This window comes from Dapis hubbardiae BLCC-M172 (assembly GCF_050016015.1).
In the GTDB taxonomy this organism is placed as follows: domain Bacteria; phylum Cyanobacteriota; class Cyanobacteriia; order Cyanobacteriales; family Microcoleaceae; genus Trichodesmium.
This window is the reverse complement of sequence record NZ_JBNHEQ010000190.1, coordinates 1-19585: the sequence shown is the minus strand read 5'-3', so window position 1 is coordinate 19585 and position 19585 is coordinate 1. Positions and strand designations below refer to the sequence as shown.

Annotated in this window: 14 protein-coding genes; 10 read left to right on the top strand and 4 right to left on the bottom strand. The window is 34.2% G+C overall.

Features of this window, described 5'->3' with window-relative positions; translation table 11 throughout:
- Positions 1-979: 979 nt before the first annotated feature.
- Positions 980-1132, bottom strand: a complete 153-nt coding sequence (locus tag ACP6PK_RS17220) for a hypothetical protein (protein ID WP_426561154.1) — start codon at positions 1130-1132, stop codon at positions 980-982.
- Here ACP6PK_RS17220 and pds point away from each other — a divergent pair.
- Both pds and crtB read left to right on the top strand, forming a co-directional pair.
- On the top strand, positions 1068-2513 hold the full coding sequence (gene pds / locus ACP6PK_RS17215) for a 15-cis-phytoene desaturase (RefSeq protein ID WP_426561152.1): 1446 nt from the start codon (positions 1068-1070) through the stop codon (positions 2511-2513). The two genes, ACP6PK_RS17220 and pds, sit on opposite strands and share 65 nt — an antisense overlap.
- Positions 2497-3435: a 15-cis-phytoene synthase CrtB gene (gene crtB / locus ACP6PK_RS17210; protein WP_426561150.1), complete on the top strand. Its 939-nt coding sequence runs from the start codon at positions 2497-2499 to the stop codon at positions 3433-3435. The genes pds and crtB overlap by 17 nt, the downstream gene beginning before the upstream one ends.
- An 898-nt stretch (positions 3436-4333) precedes the next feature.
- Here the strand turns inward: crtB and ACP6PK_RS17205 are convergent.
- The gene (locus ACP6PK_RS17205; protein ID WP_426561148.1) at positions 4334-4807 is read right to left on the bottom strand and encodes an RNA recognition motif domain-containing protein; all 474 of its coding nucleotides are present in this window, start codon (positions 4805-4807) and stop codon (positions 4334-4336) included.
- A gap of 1174 nt (positions 4808-5981) precedes the next feature.
- The gene (locus ACP6PK_RS17200; RefSeq protein WP_426561146.1) at positions 5982-8951 is read right to left on the bottom strand and encodes a M48 family metalloprotease; all 2970 of its coding nucleotides are present in this window, start codon (positions 8949-8951) and stop codon (positions 5982-5984) included.
- Positions 8952-9795: 844 nt separating this feature from the next.
- Between ACP6PK_RS17200 and cysS the strand changes: the two genes are divergently transcribed.
- Both cysS and ACP6PK_RS17190 read left to right on the top strand, forming a co-directional pair.
- Positions 9796-11265, top strand: a complete 1470-nt coding sequence (cysS, locus tag ACP6PK_RS17195; protein ID WP_094671771.1) for a cysteine--tRNA ligase — start codon at positions 9796-9798, stop codon at positions 11263-11265.
- Between the two features lie 1545 nt (positions 11266-12810).
- Positions 12811-13920 carry an AI-2E family transporter gene (locus ACP6PK_RS17190; RefSeq protein ID WP_426561143.1) on the top strand — a complete coding sequence of 370 codons (1110 nt, stop codon included), beginning with the start codon at positions 12811-12813 and terminating at the stop codon, positions 13918-13920.
- Positions 13921-14223: 303 nt separating this feature from the next.
- Here ACP6PK_RS17190 and ACP6PK_RS17185 read toward each other — a convergent pair whose 3' ends face one another.
- Entirely contained in the window at positions 14224-14628 is a 405-nt protein-coding gene (locus tag ACP6PK_RS17185; protein WP_426561141.1) for a PPC domain-containing DNA-binding protein, read from the bottom strand.
- A gap of 512 nt (positions 14629-15140) precedes the next feature.
- On the opposite strand from ACP6PK_RS17185, the gene ACP6PK_RS17180 reads away from it, so the two are divergent.
- From ACP6PK_RS17180 to ACP6PK_RS17155, 6 genes are all read left to right on the top strand, one after another.
- Positions 15141-15518 carry a response regulator gene (locus tag ACP6PK_RS17180; RefSeq protein WP_426561139.1) on the top strand — a complete coding sequence of 126 codons (378 nt, stop codon included), beginning with the start codon at positions 15141-15143 and terminating at the stop codon, positions 15516-15518.
- Positions 15515-16573: an adenylate/guanylate cyclase domain-containing protein gene (locus ACP6PK_RS17175; protein WP_426561137.1), complete on the top strand. Its 1059-nt coding sequence runs from the start codon at positions 15515-15517 to the stop codon at positions 16571-16573. Before ACP6PK_RS17180 ends, ACP6PK_RS17175 begins: the two co-directional genes overlap by 4 nt.
- 223 nt (positions 16574-16796) lie before the next feature.
- Positions 16797-17327 carry a Ycf51 family protein gene (locus ACP6PK_RS17170; RefSeq protein ID WP_426561135.1) on the top strand — a complete coding sequence of 177 codons (531 nt, stop codon included), beginning with the start codon at positions 16797-16799 and terminating at the stop codon, positions 17325-17327.
- A gap of 890 nt (positions 17328-18217) precedes the next feature.
- Positions 18218-18436 carry a hypothetical protein gene (locus ACP6PK_RS17165; RefSeq protein WP_371357406.1) on the top strand — a complete coding sequence of 73 codons (219 nt, stop codon included), beginning with the start codon at positions 18218-18220 and terminating at the stop codon, positions 18434-18436.
- Positions 18437-18532: 96 nt separating this feature from the next.
- On the top strand, positions 18533-18823 hold the full coding sequence (locus ACP6PK_RS17160) for a hypothetical protein (RefSeq protein ID WP_426561133.1): 291 nt from the start codon (positions 18533-18535) through the stop codon (positions 18821-18823).
- A 54-nt stretch (positions 18824-18877) separates the two neighbouring features.
- The gene (locus ACP6PK_RS17155; RefSeq protein ID WP_426561131.1) at positions 18878-19531 is read left to right on the top strand and encodes a hypothetical protein; all 654 of its coding nucleotides are present in this window, start codon (positions 18878-18880) and stop codon (positions 19529-19531) included.
- Positions 19532-19585 lie beyond the last annotated feature (54 nt).

Below are 19585 nucleotides of genomic sequence, written 5' to 3'. Positions count from 1 at the left end.
TATACCATACATATAGCGTTCAAAACTCAAACGTTATAGTTTTTCAACTCTATATCTATAGATATTTAATATCTTTGTGTAAGTCACCATCTATGATACTTAATTAGGAATTATACAATACACCATACATATAGCGTTCAAAACTCAAACGTTATAGTTTTTCAACTCTATATCTATAGATATTTTTGTGTAAATCACGAGCTATAGTAGTTATTAAGAATAATATAATACACCATACATAATAGTGATCAAAAGATGTACTTTATGTATTAACATTTACCCATAGACCATACATATACCGCTCAAAACTAGAACGTTATAGTTTTTTGTACTCCATATCAATATATAGTACCTTGGCGTAATGCCTATGTATATAGTATATCAAAAGCTTTTTAGGAGACATCTGTGGTAGACAAGCAATATTAGAAAAAGAGAGAAAAATACTCTACCACTCCCTTACTCCCATACTCCAAATCATCAGAACCCAAATTGATTACATTAATTTATTGGTTGTGTATCAGTAAAGTGTGGGATAAGTCGCGTAGGGCTGGCTAATATGATCTAAAAGCACTGATATATAAAGGTTGAGTCCCCACATGGTCGCGAAAAAAGTGCAAATTTTTCAGCCTTTGAGACTAAAAAGTTAGCACGAAAGGCAGACACTTGCCAAAAAGATACAGGTACAATTATTTCTCCTACTTTCGAGTGCCTCCCCACACTTCCCACACGGACCACACTTCTAATACTTCCTTGACGCACTACCAATTTATTTTTGCGGGATTGGCTCTGAAAGTACCTTTGTCTGTTACTCTTAATCTGTTATTAATTATTCAACAGCTAACTCAGGTATTCTTACATTTTATTAAGATAAAACAACTATATTACAAGTTTCGCTGTAATATTACCACACTTAAACTTTTTTGTCAAAAAAAATGGGACAAAAAGAAACCTATGTTCAGAAAAATCAAAAATAACTTAATTAGGTATTGCTGAATTTTGTAACAACTTGTAAAGTAATAATAATAAAAAAATAAGTAAATTTAATTGAAGAGGTTTTTACCAAACAAATGCGAGTAGCGATCGCCGGAGCAGGTCTAGCAGGTCTTTCCTGTGCCAAATATTTGACAGACATGGGTCATACTCCAATAGTCCTCGAAAGGCGGGACGTACTCGGAGGTAAGGTGGCAGCCTGGAAGGACGAAGAGGGAGACTGGTATGAAACTGGTCTACATATATTTTTTGGTGCTTATCCAAATATGTTGCAGTTATTCAAAGAATTGAATATAGAGGATAGACTGCAATGGAAACAGCACACAATGATTTTTAATCAACCAGAAAAACCAGGAACATACTCTAGATTTGATTTTCCTGACATTCCAGCGCCTTTAAATGGGATAGTGGCTATTCTCCGCAATAATGATATGCTTACCTGGCCAGAAAAAATCCGGTTTGGTATAGGTCTGATCCCAGCCATAGTCCAAGGCCAAAAATATGTTGAGAAAATGGACAAATACAGTTTCTCAGAATGGCTGAAAAAACAAAATGTGCCTCCAAGAGTAGAAAAAGAAGTATTCATCGCCATGTCAAAAGCGTTGAACTTTATCGGTCCAGAATCAATATCCTCGACTGTAATTCTCACAGCCCTTAACCGTTTTCTCCAAGAGAAAAATGGGTCTAAAATGGCATTTTTAGATGGTTCTCCCACAGAACGATTATGTCAACCTCTGGTAGAATATATTACCAAGGGAGGCGGGGAAGTACACTTAAATGCACCGATAAAGGAATTCCTGCTAAACGATGATGCTACAGTTAGTGGATTCCTAATTAGAGGATTAGACGGAGCAGAAGATCGAGTTCTGAGTGTTGATGCTTATGTCTCAGCAATGCCAGTCGATCCCCTAAAAGTAATGTTGCCAAAACCTTGGCAGCAGATGGAATATTTTCAAAAGCTTAACGGTTTGGAAGGGATACCAGTAATAAATCTACATCTGTGGTTTGATCGTAAGCTCACAGATATAGATCATTTACTATTTTCCAGATCGCCCCTACTAAGTGTCTATGCAGACATGAGTAACACTTGTCGTGAATATGCTAATCCCAACCGTTCCATGTTGGAATTAGTATTAGCACCAGCTAAAGATTGGATTAGTAAATCCGATCAAGAAATAGTCGCAGCAACAATGGCAGAGTTGGAAAAATTATTTCCAGCTCACTTTACAGGAGAATCTCCCGCTAAGTTGTTGAAATATCATGTTGTAAAAACGCCCCGCTCTGTATACAAAGCTACTCCTGGTCGCCAAGACTGTCGCCCTTCCCAAGTAACACCAATTGGAAATTTCTTCCTCACGGGAGACTATACAATGCAGCGCTATCTAGCTAGCATGGAAGGAGCCGTACTTTCTGGCAAGCTAACAGCGCAGGCTATAGCTAAAGCAGATCCTACTCATCTTGAATCTCATGCAAACCTGCAACAAACAACTCCAAAGCCAGCAAAGAATGCTGCAACGGTCTAAATCTTCCCAACGCATGACTCGTTCATCCCTGGTATCTTTAGAAGAATCTTATGAGCTGTGTCGTCAAGTCACAGCCAAATATTCTAAAACTTTTTACATGGGTACTCAGTTAATGCCAGAAGCTAAAAGTAAGGCGATATGGGCAATTTATGTCTGGTGTCGTCGTACAGATGAACTGGTAGATGGACCAATGTCAAATACCACGACGACAGAAACCCTCCAAGAGTGGGAACAACATCTTGAATCTATCTTTGCTGGGTATCCCTTAGAAGATGCAGATGTAGCATTGGTAGATACCCTATCTAAGTTCCCTATAGATATTCAACCGTTCCGTGATATGATTGCAGGTCAACAAATGGATCTGTACCGAAGTCGGTATCAAACATTTGAGGAACTGAAACTTTACTGTTATCGAGTTGCAGGTACAGTTGGTCTAATGACTATGCCAGTTATGGGAGTAGAAACATCAAATTTTGCTGCTCCCTGGAATTCCAACCAACAAACCCATTCTCCTGTAACAGAAGCGATCGCCTTGGGAATTGCTAATCAACTTACAAATATTTTAAGAGATGTAGGAGAAGATGCTCGTCGAGGTCGAATTTATCTTCCTTTACAAGAATTAGCTTTATTTGATTATACCGAAGAAGATTTATTGAATGGTGTAATTGATGACCGTTGGCGAGAGTTAATGAAATTTCAGATTCACAGAGCGCGTAAGTTTTTTGTTGATGCAGAAAGAGGTATTAAGCGTTTGAACGCTGATATTCGTTGGCCTGTTTGGTCTGCTTCTATGCTTTATAGTAAGATTTTAGGTGCTATTGAGCGGAATCAATATGATGTATTTAATCGTCGAGCTTACGTTTCCACTCCTCGAAAATTGCTATGTTTGCCCATAGCCTTTCTTAGATCGAAAGTCTTATAAGTTGTAGCAATGTATCCTTTAACAAACAGCTAGTGGGAAAATGCTTAAATTGGCAAATTTGGACAATTAATAAGCTATTTAATTCAACTTGGGATTAATAATTACAGAAATTACACAACCCATGATTTTTAAACACTACATAGGACTTGGTGAAAAAATCTTTTAGTGAGGGAAAGAAATCGGGAATAGGCAATTAGCAATAGTTTTACTGTTAACTTTTCTGCATTTTCCTTCACTTGACTGGGGATTTGGTTGGCCTGGTTTTTGATTTTTATTTAGTCGTGCATCTGGCAATTTTTTTCAAGCTAATTCAGCACTTAAACCTCTGATATAGATAGGTTCTAGATTTATTCAACAGACCCTACATATTATAAGACGTTATAGTTTTGGTTTAGTATATATGGTGTCTTTGCCTAAGTCCTGAGTTATATATGTGAAAGAAAAAGCCTTTGATTTATTAAATCGAAGGCTTTTTTCACTCATCATATCACATCTGGTAGCAGCGGTATTATTCAGCATTTTAAAGATAAGAGGCTATATTGTAGAGGCGAATGGCCATTTTCGGCTGTCTCCGACATATCTGCGCAGCATTCCGCAGGAAAACTCCCCTATCCTTTGTATGACGATCGATGGAATTATATTACTCCGAAACCAACGGATTTGAGATCGGTTAACTGTTAACTGTTTCAATATCCGATTAATACTAAATTTCGTTTATAGCTTGGGTAGTTGGGTTGGTAGATATATTCAATTGTCATTAGGTAGACGAGAAAAATGATTACTTGTTTACCATTCCTAAATTTAGATCGCAACTTTGTAGATATAGCTATAGGCATGATTAAAAAACTATATCTACAATGATGTCAGCGTAAGATTTTTGAGTTTACTCAAGTGATTCCTAAGAATTAGTGCTAGCTGCCAAACGTTGCTTCAACTCTGCTAAAGCATCAGCCCAACGGGGATCTGGTTGAACTGCATCATTACCACTAGAGCTAGGACTACTAGAAGTTTTAGACGATCCTCCTTTATCCTTGTCACGACGAGACTTTTTATTCTTGCTAGTATTGTTTTTACTAACTGGTTTAGGTTCAGCCTCAGCATTTTCAGACTCACCCTTCTTAGCACGAGGTAAGGCTTTTTCAATCTTTAAAGGAGTTTCTCTAAACTGATGACCGTTATACTTTTCAATAATTTGGTCAGCTTGTTCATCATTTTTAACTGTTACAAAGCCAAAACCACGACATTTACCAGTTTTACGATCTGTGATCAATTTAGTAGTGACACTATCGCCTTCTTCTTTAAAAACTTCTTGGAGTTCTTGACGTTCCATTACCTCTTTAGGCAAATTACCAATATACAAACGAATTGACATAAAAAAAATCCTCCAGACTTTGAATTTTAATTGTTTAAATTACAACAAACGAAAACTTAGTCAACTGAGATTGACTGAACATAAAACAAGAGCAGAATCAAAAAAACTGCTCCAGACTTTGAAATGTGAAGAATTTTGACAAATACCTATATTAACCTTTACTACAGATGAAATGATTTCAAATTTACCATTTTGGTCAACTCTGGCAAATAATTTTATTTTGTTATGTTGTTCTTTAAACTTTTTGCTCATTACTCAACAAACAAAACTATAGGCATTGCTCAATTACTTCTTTTTAATATTGATTTGCTAAACATTTATCGCCCCAACTTTTAAATATAAGTTCAAAGCCTGCTAAATTCAAACAACCTAATTGCTAATATGATATTAATTTCAAGTATACTGCTTTATAAAACTGATATAAAACGTCACAATTAGTGATGTTTTGATGTGTACGGACGTTGCATGTAACGTCCCTATGTTCTACCGGAACTTTCGGCAGCACTCCGTCCACAGGCATCTCCATGTCGGCAACAGCCGAAACGATAAAGCCCACCGCATTTCTCGCTCTTTATACTTGTATTCAAATCGCGGTCTATAGACAAAACTTCCTACTTGGTGAGGGCTAAAACTTAATCATAATATTTGACTTATTTTTCAACCAAACCGGAAATGCTTACTGCTTATCTTTCCTTTGTTAACAGGCTAGTTATTTCTTAACCACTATAAACTTATCATAATCCTAAGTCAATATCTACTATTTTTCTTAAATTTAACTATTTACTCGTATCTTCAATACTCAAGTTAAACTGTTCAGTAATCCCTACTTTTCCGATCGCAAAATTTATGAATTGCCAAAAAACCAGCCGACAGTTGTGGCTGGTAGAACTTGCTGTGTTGGGAGATTGACACTTACCACCCAAAAAGTCTTATCTATTGTGAGTTAAGTAGAGGTTTTCTGTATATCAACAGACCATATTTATTAAGGCGATTCTTACTGTTGGCAGCATACATTTACCTTATTAAATCTGTAATATTTCTACTAATTCAGCTCAATCAGACTCAACTCCTGAGCTAGGCAAAATTATGAGGTCGCTTGGGTTAAGCTACTCTATGTAAATAAATGTAACATAGTTAATTCAAGAATGCAACTTTTCTTTACATCATCTGATAACTAAAATCTGCCCGTATATACCATAGAAGCTGCCCATATAGCAATAGCAAAAGCTACAATTGTTGACCAGAGAGGATGACCACTGTTAATAGATTCACCATTTTCAGTTGTAATAGTATTAATATCTATCCAAGGAGTAGCTCCTCGCCTCCACCAACCAGTTACGGTTATAGACTTACCAACAAGATCGCTAGGACGATTTATTTTAGGCCATAAGTTACCAACAGGACCAAATTGATCGGAATAATGCAACCTCACCAGACCTCTTGTTGTTTGTAGAATCAAATCTTGTCCCAACCAATTCATCATTCCGCTTTTACCAAGAAGTTGGCCTTTGAATTGAATTGCTTGACTATCTAATGGCAAAGCTTCTGGGTCGGTTAACAATTCTAATAAGTTAGGATTTTGCCAAAGTTTAGTTGGTTTTATATCAGGGAAAAATTGGTTAATTCTCATCAAAATACCAATACTAAAACCCATAGTCAAACAACCAACTAAAATGGAAATATCTCCAAATAACCAATCTAAACGCCAAAGACCAACCGCAGATGAAACTATACCTATTAACCAGAAAAAGATAGCAAAGACTAAACCTATTAATATACCAAAAAATGGCGCTCCCTGAAGTAAAAGTTTCTGCAACTCAAGATTTTGTGGAGTATAAATATTCTCTTTTTGAGTACCACTTAATTGATTTTTTGCAGTTACATCAGGATTTATATTTCCTAGATTTAACTCTGTTTCTAGTTTCCAGAAATTAGCATAGGAACCTAATGTTTTTAAGCGATCGCCAAGCAAAGGGTGAGTATTATTAACCTCTAACCATCGACGATATGGGTTAAAAATATCCCAGTTAAAAATAGATGCAAAACCACTAGATGAAATTACACTACCAGAAGTAATAGCTTGGTTTATTCCTACTGGCATTAATATTTCAAAACTCTCTAATAAATTCCTAATTTTGCCTTGATTTTCGACATCATTAGCCATTGCAATTGTAATTTTCAGAAGAGCGCGTGTCAGACCATTAGGATTACCAGTTAAATTACAAGCTAGGCGATCGCTATAATAAACTCGCCGACGAGACAACCATAAAATTGGCAATTTTAGCAACCAATATAAACCATAACTAAGAGTTGAAATTATTGCAGCAAATATTCTAAAAACGGAGACTAAAATATGCAAAAAAGATTTGATAAATCCTGGTAAAAAATCAGGTAATTGATGATTAATAAAATCTAAGCTCCTATCTGCCCAAAAAGTTAATTGCCAATAAATAGTGTAGGGAATTTGAAGCATCAGATTAGCCATAGACATTAACCGGAAATCTCCTGTTTTAATATGACTAATTTCCCTAGCATAAATAGTAGCAATTTCATCTTCTGCTAAATTATCTAATAATCCTTGACTAACAACTATCCTGAAAAAACGAGGCAAGCATCCATAACTAAATGCTATAGGAACATCTATTGGTAAGACCTTCAATGCAATTCCCCGTATTTTTTGTTTTTTACAAAAAGTACGAAGTAGTTTATTCGCTTCTTTACTGTAATTAATTAGAGTTGTTGTTGGTAGAGTTTGGAGACCATAGGTAAGTATTAATAATCCATCAATTAACCAAGGAGAGAATATAAATAATCCCAGCAGAAAAATTATAAAATTTCGAGTGGGGTCTCGATAAAAAATTTGAATTGGTCGAAAGTGTGGGAGCCAAACTAGAAAATCATTTGTTGCATCTAAGCTAAACTTTAGTAGGGTAAGACTTAGCCAAAATAGAGCAATAACTACAACTATTTGTTCTAGCCATAAAAGAGTTAAATTAGGAGATTTAAGGCGACGACCTCCTTTTGCTCTTCCTGCTTGACGCCATGTCAGTTTAGGTAAATTTTCTGGTTTTTCTGAAGTAATATCTGTTGATATTTGATGGGATTCATTTGTCGTTTCTGAATTTGATTTATTAACTAGGTTTGATAAAGCAGGTGATTTATTTTTATCTGCCTCTATATCATTTTTGTTTGACTGAGGATGCTGTACAACATCTGAAGTTTTACTAGAATTTGTTTGGAGGTTATTTGGTTTTTCTGAGATTGATTTAGAACCAGTTTCTAGAGAGAAATCAATATTTTTTTTAGAGATATCGTTGGTATTTTTGGTAGATTTAGATTGATTTGAAGTAGGATTAAAAGGAGTAAATCCTGTTTCAATAGGTTGTTGATTTTGGGAAGATGCTTCTGGAGTTTTAGAGGTAGAATTTGTTTGGAGGTTATTTGTTTTTTTTGAGATTGGTTTAGAAGCACTTTCTACAGATAAATCAATATTTTGTTTGGAGATGTCATTGGTATTTTTGGCAGATTCAGATTTATCTGAAGTAGGATGAAAAGGAACAAATCCTGTTTCAATAGGTTGTTGATTTTCGGGAGATATTTCGGAATTTTTCCGAGTAGAATTTTTTTCGAGATTATCTGTGTTTTCTGAGATTGGTTGAGAACCAGTTTTTAAAGATAAATCAATATTTTGTTGAGAGATGTCATTGCGATTTTTGTCAGATTTAGATTGATTTGAAGTAGGATTAAAAGGAACAAATCCTGTTTCAATAGGTTGTTTATTTTGGGGAAATGTTTCTGAAGATTCAGGGGTAAGAATTGTTGATTTTTTGATATTTTTAGGCGGATATCGCTTTAATAATGCCTTGAGATGACGATTAGCAAAACTTTGAATTTCATTATCAGAAATTTTAGTAAGATTACGACACAAAGAAATAGCTCTATCTACTTGTTTAGTTTTTTCATAAGCAATAACTAAACCCATCTGAGCTTTTAACTTTTGCTTGATAGATTCTTGTTGAGCAATTATTTCTAGGTGAGCGATCGCCTGTAAATAATCTTTTTGTTTAAGAGCAAGTAATCCAGCTTTTAAAGATGGTTTTTCTGGCACATAGTTATCTGGGGCAGAAGATGTTTTATCTATCATTGACTGAATTGTTGAGTTATATTTTACTGAATTTCACCAGCCAAATACCAATTCTTCTGATTATTAGCAATTTTCAATACTATTCAATTTAAATTGCCAGAGTTTTTTATATCTAAAAATAGAGTATCAATCAAAAAAAATTGGCTTTAAACAACAAATAATTTTACGTTTAAAAATTTAAAGTTATTAATTCAGGTAAGTAGGTTGGCGTTAAAATTTATCCTTATGAAAAGATAGGAGGTAGAAGAGAGGAGGAAAGATATTTTTGATAACTTTACCTCCTTGTTGCATACTTTTGTTTTTTGTGTCTACCTGCTTATAGTCATAGTAGATGGTATGCTGAAAATTTTGGAACTGTTAATTTTAAACGAGACGATACCTATCAAATTTTAGCTCTTAAACTGCATAGTCTGTAGCTATATAGCAATCCTATTTCAATTGTAATATTTTTGTGCTAGGGGCGATTTCTTGCGGAATGCTTTGCAAAAGACAAAATGCTAATTACCTCTACAGGAATCAGAATTTTGAAGGTTTTTCGTCAATCTTAACTATTATAAAAATTATCACAAATCATTTAGGATTGCTATAGCACTCTTATTTGAGTCCTGTAAAAAATGTTTGTTACTTTTCAGGCAAGAGGTAACAGACAAAAGAAGGGAGTTTCAGAGTTTTTATCCATTTTTTGATTGATGATAAATCATTTAGAATTGCGATAGTAACTGTAGTCGAAACAATGGAATATCAAGAGTCAAACTTCTTCCTTCTGCTATAAAATTAACACTAAAGTAAAAAAAAGCTTTTATCCTTATAATTAAGGTTGGAAAAAACTGGCTGAAATTAATTTATGACACTAAAACTGTACAATTCACTAACTCGTCAAGAAGAAAACTTTCAATCCCTAGAGCCTGGTAAAATTAAAATGTATACCTGTGGTGTTACAGTATACGACTATTGCCATTTAGGTCATGCCCGTTCTTATATTGTATGGGATACAATCCGCCGATATCTAATGTGGCAAGGTTATCAAGTACGGTATGTGCAAAATTTTACTGATATAGACGATAAAATTCTCAACCGGGCCAGAGAAACAGGCAGTTCGATGGAGTCGGTGGCCGAACGTTTCACAGAAGCATACTTTGAGGATATGAAACGCTTAAATGTCCTAGAAGCAGATGAATACCCTCGGGCCACTCAGACAATAGATGGGATTAAACAGTTAATCAAGGATTTAGAAAAAAAAGGTTTTGCTTACCCTTCTGGAGGGGATGTTTATTATCAGGTGCGGAAATTTTCTGAATATGGGAAACTTTCAGGCCGTCGTTTGGAAGAAATGCAAGCTGGTGCAAGTGGTAGAGTAGAGTCAGAAAATTTAGAAACTGCTAAAAAGAAAGACCCATTTGATTTTGCCCTCTGGAAAGCAGCAAAAGATGGAGAACCTGCATGGGAGTCTCCCTGGGGAAAAGGAAGACCAGGTTGGCATATTGAATGTTCGGCAATGGTGCGAGACTGCTTGGGGGAAACTATAGATATTCATACTGGCGGAGCAGACTTAATTTTTCCTCACCATGAAAATGAAATTGCTCAGTCGGAAGCTGCTACGGGAAAATCTTATGTAAGATATTGGCTCCATAATGGTTTTGTGACTATTAATGGAGAAAAAATGTCAAAGTCCCTAGGAAATTTTACCACAATTCGGGATTTATTAGATAGACCTGTAGAGCCAATGGCTGTCAGAATGTTTGTTTTAACTGCTCAATATCGGAAACCTATTGACTTTACTCAAGAGGCGATCGCTTCTGCTGAAAATGGTTGGAATACGATTAAGGAGGGTATATTATTTCCTCAGCAACATGGTTCTAAATTAGGATGGGAAATGCCAGAAAAAACCTTATCTGAAGAGACAAAGTTATTAACTTTTCAGGTAGAAAAATTTCAGAAAGCAATGGATGATGATATTAATACTCCTGGTGCTTTAGCTGTTTTATTTGAATTAGCTAAAGAGTTACGTCGAGAGGGTAATATTCTAGTGCATGAAGGTAAAACTCAAACATCTTTGGAAGAGTTACAAAAACAATGGGTAACTCTGGTAAAGTTGTCACAAGTATTAGGTTTAGAAGTTAAAATAGATGAACAAGTTAGTAGTGAATCTGGAGGTTTAAGTGATAATGAAATTGAGTCTTTAATTCAGCAACGTTTAGAGGCAAAAAAAGCTAAAAATTATGCTGAAGCAGACCGCATTAGAAATGAACTGCAAAATCAAGGTATTAAACTAATAGATCAACCAGGTGGTATAACAAACTGGCATCGGAATTAGGGAGATATTGGGTTTAATATTACTGGCAGGGAACAGGGAACAGAACACCTCTCCAATTCGCTTCTTTCACAGGAATAGTATTTACAAACTACCTGACTTTTTCTGAGAAAATTACTACTTTTCAACTACTATCGCTTTAATATTACCGAATTATTAATAATTAAATAATTCGCGCCTTGAAGCCTCCCCTTGGATAGGGGAAAAAAAGTGCTAAGATATTTCCTTATCTTAAATCAAGAAAGGTTTTAACCGGAGGTAATTATCAATTATCCATTATCAATTAATGAAAGCAGTTTTGGAGTTAATCAGGTACAAATACAAAGTTTTAGGACTTGAGTGAATAGGGAATATAAATTAGTATTAAACTGTAGCTCACCATCCGGGCAAAGTCCTGTAAGTTCGAGGTAAAAATTATCGCGATTAATGTACAAATGTCACAAGTTTGTTGCTGATGGTTAGGTGTTTTTTCTTGAGTGCTTCCTGAATATACCTGATTAGTTAAAATTTTTTTGTTTTGGCAAAACTGACATAATTTGATTTGATAGTTTTTATCTGGAAAAATCTGGGTAAAGTTGATGGAGTTTATTGCTGATGGGTAGTTTTTTTTCTTGAGTGCTTGCTTAATATATCTGATATATCTGATTAGTTGAAATTTTTGTCAAAAAACGGGCATAATTTTATTTGATAGTTTTTATCTAGAAAAATATGGGCAAAGCTGATGGAGTAGGGGATTAAAAAAACACATCAGTTAGCTGAGAAATATTTAGAGGGGTTAGCAAATAAATGAATTACGATAATTTGAGTCAAAAGATACTACTAATTTTTATATGGGGAAGAATTTATCAGTAATTTTAATGTCAACCCCTCTGATTCAAGTTTAGCTATACCAATTACCATGCCTTAATGCTATACTTCGGCTATACTTCAACACCTCAATAGTTACCAAGATTCAAAATCTGTTTTAGACAATTATTAGGAGCTGATATATAGATTTTTAATACTTTTCTTTTTCCCCCTCCTCCCACACTTCCCCACTCAATCAGATATAGCAAAATTTTTGAGAAATGATATTATTCCCCATACCTCAAAACCCTAAAAATATATCTACTATTTCATCAAGTTATTAAAAAGCGGTCAGCGGTCAGCGGTCAGCAACCAGCAGTAAAGGTTTAGGAGGGGACTGTTACCCCTCCTAAACTTTCCGGTTTATAGAAACCGGGGATGTTTTACCCAGTAGGGGCAATTCGCGTTTGCAGAGCATTCCGTAGGAAATCGCCCCTACAAGCTGATAGCTGTTTGCGAAGCATTCCGGAACGGAAATGCTGAAAGCTAATAGCTAGTTAACCACTATAGCAATCAGGAATCATAATGTGAGAATTTAACTACTCCTTAAAACTCTAGAAGATAAGATATAGTTTCTTCTTTCTCCCCTATTCCCTAAAAATCTACCATCTCTCACAATTCAAATAAGATTGCTATATTATGTAAAAATCAAACCTGCTCATATAAATAAATTTTAACTTATAACTTATTCAACTATTGTCTATGAAGCCTGAACAAAGGATTTCTATTTCCTTATCTAACCTAGTATTAATTATTAGCAGTTTTTTACTACTAATTGTTTTATGGCAAGTACGAAGTCTTATCGTACTATTGATGGTTTCAGTAATTTTAGCTGCATCAATTTCACCATTAGTAAATATAACAGAAAGAATTAGATTACCTCGTTGGTTAGGGGTAATTATCGTCTATTTAACTCTAATTTTTGGATTTATCAGTGTAGTATTAACTATCGGTCCGCCCGTCTTCGATCAAATTGAAAGACTTTTAAGTCAGTTACCATTATTTTCTGAGAGTATCAGCGATAATTTTGAAGATTTTGTTAGTTCCTTAATTCAAAACCCTCCTGATTGGATTAATCAACTTTTTGATACTAAATCTGTCACAAGTTGGGTAATTCGTTCTAGTCAACAATTATTACTACGTTCTTATAGTTTAACTAAAGGTGTATTAGGAGGGGTACTAACTTTAATATTAGCTTTATTTATTTCAGGCTATATGGTATCAGATAGCAAAACTTTAATTACCAGTATCGTAAAACTTTTTCCTCAACCTTGGGATAAACGTTTAGAAAATCAAGTTGTTCCTGTGACTCAAAGAATGGGAGGTTATATTAGAGGCAGAATTATAGTTTCTGCTATTTTAGGTGTAGCAACTACCACTGGTTTAGGAATTTTAGGGTTACAAGATTTTTCCCTAGGTTTAGGAGCAATAGCTGCTGTGACAAACCTGATCCCTTTTATAGGTCCAATTCTTGGTGCAATTCCAGCTTTAATTGTTGCTATTGCTAAGGGGGGATGGTTATTTTTATGGGTAATAATTTTGTACTATATTATCCAAAATGTAGAGACTTATGTACTCGATCCTTTACTGGTAGGTTCTTCAGTTGGAGTACATCCTCTGTATCAATTACTATCAGTTTTAGTAGGGATTCAGTTATTAGGAATTATTGGTGCTTTGATCGTTCCACCTTGGTTTGCTGGTAGTGCTGCTTTGGTAGAAAATTTATATTTAAAACCTAAGTTAGAAGCAGAAAAGATGCAATCGATAGTTACAAACAATGGAGAGCATAATCCACCACCTCTAACCTCTTAATTTTTAATTTAATAGTTAATATTAATTAATCGTGAAAGAATCAAAAATATAGATAAAAATTATGAAACTATTACTCCTACTTTCCTGTACCTTAATTGATTGTTAGGAAAATATCCTGACCTCTGTTCCCAAAACTTATTTCCGGTATTAGTTGTTTCAAAGAAATTTTCTACAAAACCAATATAGACTAAATTCAGGTCAAAAACCTCACATTTTGGGCAAAATGTGAGGGAAAAATTCAGAAAAACTAATAGTAAAACTATTGCCTATTCCTCATTTCCTGGCTTCACCTATAAGGCTTTTTTAGGACTCCCTACATGAGAAAATTTCCAACTCGTTATAGCTAGTTTCCGGGTCTAAGTTTCTAGCAAATCTCCATGCTTTAGTTGTACCAATAACAATTTCAGCAGTCGTATAAATAATACAACCATAATCTAGATGACCACCAATAGTTTTACCCTCTCCATTAGAAATGAGAATATGTAGATGAACACCACTACAAGCAACCGTTCCATTCAGAGAAATAATCTCAAATTTATCATACAAAATATTACTTTTCTCTTGGTTAGCAAATCGAATTGCAGCTTGCTTCAGACTACCAATAGCTGTAAGGATAAAACCACACTCAATTTGATTGTCGATCGCCCAATCTTTAAGACTTTGTTTTAAATCTAAATTTGGTTTCAACCTGAAGGGATAAATTTTCATTAGACAAACTGATAAATATCAAATTTATATGATTAATCTGTAGATTTAGTGGTCAGAAAATCAACCTATGATAGTATGACTAAAAACTATAAATACCTGGTGATAATTAAAAATATTTGAATTATACGAGTCAGAAATCAGGTAGGGTATCCGTCGAATTGACGACGTACAGAATAGTTTTGGTAAACTTACTGGTTGTAATTATTTTAAGTTTAATTTTTTATACCTACTTATTTGGCAAAATAATCCTCATAAAATTTATCAAATCAGAAAATTGTCAATCCAGATATTTTAAGTCACGAAAATAACAGAATCTAAAAATGGCAAAGATTGACTAGAATATGCTATATATATTATTTTTTCCTATGATAATTATGTATAATTATAGATTGATTAAGAACTATAAACAACACTTAGCACTCTTTCTAGAAATATAAAAGAGTATGACTGTGTTATAGAAAATTTATATTTAAGGATGAAATCCCAAAATTATCTCACTAAAAGGTAGAACAATGGTTAAGATTCTCTTAGTTGAAGACAATGAGATGAACCGGGATATGTTGTCTAGGCGTCTCATTCGTAAAAAATTTGAAGTAGTTATTGCTGTTGATGGTGCTGAGGGTGTGGATATGTCTATATCAGAAGCACCAGATCTAATTTTAATGGACATGAGTTTGCCCATACTAGATGGGTGGCAAGCAACTCAGAAAATTAAAGCAGACCCCAAAACCAAAAATATTCCAGTAATAGCAATGACAGCTCATGCTATGGCAGGAGACCGAGAAAAATGTTTAGATGCTGGATGTGATGACTATGATACAAAACCAGTAGAATTTCCCAGACTATTAGACAAGATCAAAAATCTTATAGGTAAAGATCCAACAAAATGAAACATGACCAGGGCAATGTGCTGGTTGTAGATGATAACCAGATCAACCGTGACCTTTTGGCTCGGCGAGTCAAAAGGCAAGGCCATGTGATAAGTTCTGCGTCTGATGGGTTTCAAGCTTTAGAAATGATGAGAACTCAAGCATTTGATTTGGTACTACTAGATATTATGATGCCACAAATGAACGGTTATCAAGTCCTCGAAACCCTGAAAGCTGACCCTAAATTACGCCATATCCCAGTAATAATGATTTCCGCAGTGGACGACATTGAAAGTGTAGTCCGTTGCATCGAATTGGGAGCGGAAGATTATTTGTCCAAACCGTTTAATCCCGTATTACTTAAAGCTCGAATTAACGCTTGTTTAGAAAAGAAAAGACTTCGGGATCAAGAACAAGCTTATTTAAAGCGACTAGCTGAAGAACAAGAAAAGTCAGAAAGGTTACTATTAAACATTCTACCAGCACCAATCGCTCAACGGTTAAAACAGGGAGAAAAAACTATAGCTGATAGCTTTAGTGAAGTAACTGTTTTATTTGCTGATTTAGTTGGGTTTACTAAACTTTCGGCCAATTTATCCCCCGCTGAACTGGTAGAATTACTAAATATGATTTTCTCTAGGTTTGATGAGTTGGCAGAAAAATATGGACTTGAGAAAATCAAAACTATTGGTGATGCTTATATGATTGTGGGTGGCCTACCAACGCCCAGGGAGGATCATGCTGAGGCGATCGCGGAAATGGCCTTAGATATGTTAAATCAAGTCAAGGAATTTTCTGAAAAGCAGGGTAAATCTTTACAAATTCGCATTGGTATTAATACAGGAGCAGTAGAAGCAGGAGTTATTGGGACAAAAAAATTTGCTTATGACCTGTGGGGAGATACAGTAAATACAGCTCATCGTATGGAGTCTCATGGGATTCCGGGAGAAATTCAAGTAACTGAGGATAGTTATAATTGTCTAGCTAATCAGTATACATTTCAGGAACGAGGCATGATAGAGATTAAAGGAAAAGGTAGCATGAGAACTTATTTACTTATAGGTAGAAAAGAGTAAAAACAGTTATCAGTTATCAGTTATCAGTTATCAGCTATTAGTTATTAGTTAACAGTTATTAGTTGTCAGTTATTAATTCACAGTTATCAGTATCTCCTACTTAAGTAAGAAGCTTGAAACCTAATTTTTTGCTCATTTGAAATCTTTTACAACCAATAATTTTTATTTGAGCTATATATACTATAAAATTAAAAAGTAAATCTACAAAATCACTGAGGAAAAAATGTTATCAACTACAGAATTATTACTCGCTACTAAATGGTTTGGTATTGCTACAATTGGATTTTTTCTGTTAACAACTCTTGGCTTTATTTTGAAATGGGGATTTAGATTTAGATTGGTGGGAGTTACAGGTTTTATGGGAGTCTTAACTGCTGGTTTATTTGGTTTAAGTTTAGGATTATTTAATCGGGTAGAAATTCCAGGTTCGGTTCCATATACATTAGTTTATGATAATGGCGCTACTCAAACGGTAATTGCTGTTTCTCCTACTATTTCAGAATCTGAATTAGCAGCAACAATGGAACAAGCAGCAGGAGATTTATTTTCACTAGGTCGTTTAGGTGGAGATAGTCAATTAACTATTAGAATTAGAACTATTATTCATCCAGAAAAAGGTGTTTCTGAACCTCTTTATTTAGGAGAAGTTAAACGTTCTTTGTCTCAACGAGAAGATGAAAATATAGATATTAAAATTTTTCCAGAAACTTTAGCAAAGTTGGAAAGTTATCAGAGTGAAAATTTGGAAAGTTAAGTTCATTAATGGATAATGGATAATGGATAATGGATAATGGATAATGGATAATTGATAATTGATAATTGATAATTACTGAAAAAAATAAGGTTTAAAGACTCTCCTTTCAAGGATAAAAAAGGAAAAAAATCCTTTTAAGCAATCCTATTCGTTTTCATTAGGGGTAATTATTAATTATTGAACTACCTCTGGTTAAAACTGTAACGGAATTGAAGATAAGGAAATATTATTTCTTTTTTTTCTTAAAAGGAGAGGCTTTAAACCAGAATTATTTAATTATTAATTATTCTGTGAAAATCTAGAGAGATATTTGAATAGTAAGGTAGGAGAAAAATTTAAACTGATACAACTATTCAATGATTAACGATCGGGAATTTTGGCTAGGTGCAGCATTTCACAGACTAATTAATTTTGGGGAGAAAGTTATTATTAGTCTTCTTCCCCCTACCTTAATTTTATTAAGTTAACAGAATAGTTATGAATATAATTTCAATCAAAATTAATAGATTTTTTTTGGTAAGTTTGTGAAAAGGGAGAGCCAAAAAATAGGAGACAAAGCAGCACAATAGTTAGAGGAAATAAACGAACAAGAATGGCTTCAGGCAGCAGCTACAAATCCCACATTTGATTTTCTAAAAGAACCGGAAGAAGATATATACACATTAACAGATGGTAAACCTTTCACCTACTAATAGAAAAATTGAAATTGCTCAGATAATTTGTAAATTGTTTACTGAATAATGTTTATATATCAATTCTAAATATATCGTAGGGGTTTGGTCTCCAAACCCAAGCTCAAATGTGATTTGAAGACCAAACCCTTACAGTTTTTTTAACTAATCATTTAGGATTATTATCATACCAAATAAAAAAAAGGAGATTTTTAATAGATGATAAATCAGAGAGATTTATTAAAAAGATTATTTAATGCTTTTAAACCTTTTGAACCTCTACAACCTGGGAGTCCGGTATATGTTGATTGTCGGGAAGTAAGGGGAGATGGAGATATTATTACAGATTTAGCTACTAATATTGAATACTCTGATAATAATACTTGTCAACTTTATGCCGGACATCGGGGTGCGGGTAAGTCAACAGAACTTTTATGACTTAAAAAATACCTAGAAAATAACAAATATTTTGTCGTTTATTTCGATGCTGTAAAAGAAGATATTAATCCAGAAGATACGGAATATGCTGATATTTTGTTGGCTTGTACGAGACATTTATTAGAACATCTGAAAAAAGCTAATCCTCAACCACTATTAGATTGGTTAAAAGGGCGGTGGGCAGATTTAAAAGATTTAGCAACTACAAAAATATCTTTAGAAGGTTTGACACTTGAATCACAAGTTAGTCAATATGCAAAAATTACGGCAAATATTAGAGCTGAACCTACCTTAAGAAAAAAAATTAGAGAAAAAATTAATCCTTATACTGAAAGTTTAACTGAGGCGATAAATACTTTTATTCCTGATGGTAAAAAGAAACTATAATCTGGTTCTGAACTGGTAATAATTGCTGATAGTTTAGACCGAATTTTACCAATTGTGCAGCCAGACGGACGTAGTAATCACGATGAAATTTTTATCGACCGTAGTGCCCAATTAAAAGGATTAGATTGTCATACAATTTATACAATTCCTATTTCTATGGTTTATTCTAATAAAGCACCAAATCTGAAAATTGAGTATGACGATCCTCAAGTTTTACCGATGATTATGGTGGAGACTCCGGAGGGAGAAGTTGATGAATTAGGAGTTGCTACAATTAGGGAAATTATTGATAGACGGGTGAAGGAAGTTAAGTCGGATTTATCTTTGGAAACAGATTTATTTGAAAGTCGAGAAGTTTTGGATAAAGTTTGTTTAATGAGTGGAGGTCATGTTCGGGATTTAATGTTTTTAATGCAAAGTGTAATTAAACGTGCTGGAGGTAAATTACCTATTTCTGCTGGAGTTGCACAAAGAGCTATTACGGAAGCAAGAGTTTCTTATAAAAGGTCTATTCAACAAGAAGAATGGCAGATATTAGTAGATGTTTCTCGTTCTAAAAATATCTTAAATAATCAGCAGCACCGCAACCTATTATTTAATCGTTGTTTGTTAGAATATATCTATTTTGATAAACAGGGAGAAAAGCAAGTTTGGTATGATGTTCATCCATTGATTAAAGGAGTACAAGAATTTCAGGAGTTGGTTTAATAATTGATAATGGATAATTGATAATGGATAATTGATAATGGATAATTGATAATG

Bases quoted from the DNA above. Each gene is read 5' to 3' on its own strand.
- crtB (WP_426561150.1), top strand. From the start codon at position 2,497: ATGCTGCAACGGTCTAAATCTTCCCAACGCATGACTCGTTCATCCCTG.
- ACP6PK_RS17200 (WP_426561146.1), bottom strand. From the start codon at position 8,951: ATGATAGATAAAACATCTTCTGCCCCAGATAACTATGTGCCAGAAAAA.
- ACP6PK_RS17170 (WP_426561135.1), top strand. From the start codon at position 16,797: ATGTTATCAACTACAGAATTATTACTCGCTACTAAATGGTTTGGTATT.
- cysS (WP_094671771.1), top strand. From the start codon at position 9,796: ATGACACTAAAACTGTACAATTCACTAACTCGTCAAGAAGAAAACTTT.
- pds (WP_426561152.1), top strand. From the start codon at position 1,068: ATGCGAGTAGCGATCGCCGGAGCAGGTCTAGCAGGTCTTTCCTGTGCC.
- ACP6PK_RS17185 (WP_426561141.1), bottom strand. From the start codon at position 14,628: ATGAAAATTTATCCCTTCAGGTTGAAACCAAATTTAGATTTAAAACAA.
- ACP6PK_RS17190 (WP_426561143.1), top strand. From the start codon at position 12,811: ATGAAGCCTGAACAAAGGATTTCTATTTCCTTATCTAACCTAGTATTA.
- ACP6PK_RS17165 (WP_371357406.1), top strand. From the start codon at position 18,218: ATGATAAATCAGAGAGATTTATTAAAAAGATTATTTAATGCTTTTAAA.
- ACP6PK_RS17220 (WP_426561154.1), bottom strand. From the start codon at position 1,132: ATGTCTGTCAAATATTTGGCACAGGAAAGACCTGCTAGACCTGCTCCG.
- ACP6PK_RS17175 (WP_426561137.1), top strand. From the start codon at position 15,515: ATGAAACATGACCAGGGCAATGTGCTGGTTGTAGATGATAACCAGATC.
- ACP6PK_RS17205 (WP_426561148.1), bottom strand. From the start codon at position 4,807: ATGTCAATTCGTTTGTATATTGGTAATTTGCCTAAAGAGGTAATGGAA.
- ACP6PK_RS17180 (WP_426561139.1), top strand. From the start codon at position 15,141: ATGGTTAAGATTCTCTTAGTTGAAGACAATGAGATGAACCGGGATATG.